Source organism: Dysgonomonas mossii DSM 22836, assembly GCF_000213575.1.
Lineage (GTDB): Bacteria > Bacteroidota > Bacteroidia > Bacteroidales > Dysgonomonadaceae > Dysgonomonas > Dysgonomonas mossii.
This window is the reverse complement of sequence record NZ_GL892008.1, coordinates 2,623-5,083: the sequence shown is the minus strand read 5'-3', so window position 1 is coordinate 5,083 and position 2,461 is coordinate 2,623. Positions and strand designations below refer to the sequence as shown.

Here is a 2,461-nt window from a genome sequence, read left to right as displayed (position 1 = left end):
ACTGTGGAAGCATCGGACAACGCGACTGTGAGAGCATGTGACAACGCGACTGTGGAAGCATCGGGCAACGCGACTGTGGAAGCATCGGGCAACGCGACTGTGGAAGCATCGGACAACGCGACTGTGGAAGCATCGGGCAACGCGACTGTGAGAGCATCGGACAACGCTTATATTACTTCTTATCATACTATTGAATGCGTATTATCGGATAACTCTATATACCGAATCAGAGAAAGTAATACAATCAAATATGCCTCTGACGAAATAAAATTTGAGAAATATAAAGCTACTTCAACTAACTAAAATTTTCTAATAATATTAATAAGGTAGCTTTTATCTCGGTGTGCATTTGGTTGCTATCCGAGAGCGATACCTGAAAAGGTGTTTCTACTAAAAGTAGACTGTTTTTTAATGAATACGAGTAGTGTTGTCTGTGAAGATAGCACTACTTATTTTAAAGAGAGTAAGGAAAATATATAAATAATAAATATATGAAAGCATTTAAAGATTTAGTATTCTATGGACACCCAATTGCATTAAGTTCTTTGGATGATTATAGAGATGCAAAGCAAGCAAGTATGACATTTGATAATGGGTATGGAATATCAGTTCTTTTGGGTAATTGTTTTTACAGCAATGGAATTGATACTTATGAAGTAGCAGTTATAAAAGACGGAAGGATATGCTACACAACACCTATTGCTAATGATGTTATAGGATATATAACAGAAGAACAAGTTTCAGAAATTATGAATAAAATTCAAGAAATTTAGATAACAAGTAGAAAGGAGGTGTTCACAGATGCGCAATGAGGATTACGGATAAAATTTTAAGTGCCTGAAAAAAAATGAAATTTACATTAAACAAAAGACTCTGCATGTAGTATACTCTTTCTTATTCGGGTGTATGGAAACACTAGTATGCAAAAGTGAGCCAGTCTAACCACTATTTAATAGGTGGAGAAAAGGATGAGCATTCGTTATAATCAAGGTTCGAATCCTTGACACCCACTACTTTTCTAAAAGTAAATAGAATTTTCATAGTATGTAGGCATTCTGAGTTGTGATAATTCGGGATGCTTTTTAATTGAATAGTAACTTAAACTAAATAGAGATGAGAAAGATATTATTTAGAGGAAAAAGAATAAGACCCGAAGGCGTCGATGATGCTTGGGCGTATGGTTCATTGATTCAAATAATTGATACAACCGAAATACATGATGGCGTTTTTACTTGGAATATTCATCCCGAAACGGTTGGACAGTTCACAGGCTTAGCCGATAAGAACGGAAAAGAGATTTTTGAGGGGGATATAATAAAATGGGATGATTGCAGTAAGGGTAAATATTGGCGATTTGCAGTCGTGGAAATTAACCCAGATATACAATTTAACTGTTCCGATATATCTGAAATAGATAATATAAAGAACTCTACTAAATATTGCTTTAAGTATGGAAACTTTATTTACAAAGACACTTGTAATCATTTTGAAATTATCGGTTCAATCCACGACAACCCCGAACTATTAACTAAATAAGATATAGCCATGGATACTAATTTTAAACGCATACCACGCAGACGCAAAGGCATACAATACTATTTCTTCAATGGTATAGGTATGCAGCTTACTTATGACATGGGCACCACTAGCGACATCGAAAGATACAAGCTAGGAAACTACTTAGATAACAAAAATGCGAGGTTAGTAGAGCAAGCAATTAAAGAACTATTTAAAGATTAGGATATGGAAAATTTAGATTTATATAATAAAGTAAGAGAAGTTCCAAAAGAAGCTCAAAAACCTTTTAATAACGGTAGGTTTTCGGGCACTGATATAAACCCTATGTGGCGAATAAAAAAGCTTACAGAAGAGTTTGGTATATGTGGCTTCGGTTGGTACTATGAGATAACCGATAAATGGCTCGAAAAAGGACAGGATGATATTATAGCTGCTTTCGTAAACATAAATCTTTTCATCAAAATTGGCGAAGAATGGAGTAAGCCGATACAAGGCACAGGCGGTAATACATTTGTATCTAAAAATAAGAATGGTTATCAAGTATCCGACGAATGTTATAAAATGGCTTTAACTGATGCTATATCTGTAGCTGCTAAGGCTCTCGGTGTTGGTGCTGATATTTATTTTAGCAATGATAGGACAAAATATGATACACCAAAAGACACTGAACCTAAACAAGACCCTAAAGCTACTCAAAAGACTGACGAACCATCAGATATTATATTCGAAATGATAAACAAAGCGGATAGCCAAGAATCATTAAAGGATATTTGGACTTCATACCCAAATTATCAACGTAATCAAAAATTTAAAAACGCTCTAACAAATGCAAAATCAAAATTACCTAAATTACAACCAGCAAGTTGATTTCTTTGAGAATAATCATTGCTATATAACTAAAGAAGGAAAACAGCTTCAAGGCATAACAGGCATCATCTCAAAG

5 protein-coding genes are annotated in these 2,461 nt (G+C 34.7%); all 5 read left to right on the top strand.

All coding sequences use genetic code 11. The features are described 5' to 3' along the window. Positions 1 to 303: hypothetical protein (locus tag HMPREF9456_RS11815; RefSeq protein WP_006843769.1), on the top strand; the 303-nt coding region annotated here is incomplete at its 5' end. A gap of 188 nt (positions 304 to 491) precedes the next feature. Continuing rightward, positions 492 to 773: a hypothetical protein gene (locus HMPREF9456_RS11810; RefSeq protein WP_006843768.1), complete on the top strand. Its 282-nt coding sequence runs from the start codon at positions 492 to 494 to the stop codon at positions 771 to 773. A 340-nt stretch (positions 774 to 1,113) separates the two neighbouring features. Further along, on the top strand, positions 1,114 to 1,536 hold the full coding sequence (locus HMPREF9456_RS11805) for a YopX family protein (protein WP_006843767.1): 423 nt from the start codon (positions 1,114 to 1,116) through the stop codon (positions 1,534 to 1,536). 9 nt (positions 1,537 to 1,545) lie between these two features. Next, the gene (locus HMPREF9456_RS11800; protein ID WP_006843421.1) at positions 1,546 to 1,740 is read left to right on the top strand and encodes a hypothetical protein; all 195 of its coding nucleotides are present in this window, start codon (positions 1,546 to 1,548) and stop codon (positions 1,738 to 1,740) included. Positions 1,741 to 1,743: 3 nt separating this feature from the next. Continuing rightward, positions 1,744 to 2,385: a hypothetical protein gene (locus HMPREF9456_RS11795; RefSeq protein WP_006843766.1), complete on the top strand. Its 642-nt coding sequence runs from the start codon at positions 1,744 to 1,746 to the stop codon at positions 2,383 to 2,385. The last annotated feature ends 76 nt before the right edge of the window (positions 2,386 to 2,461 follow it).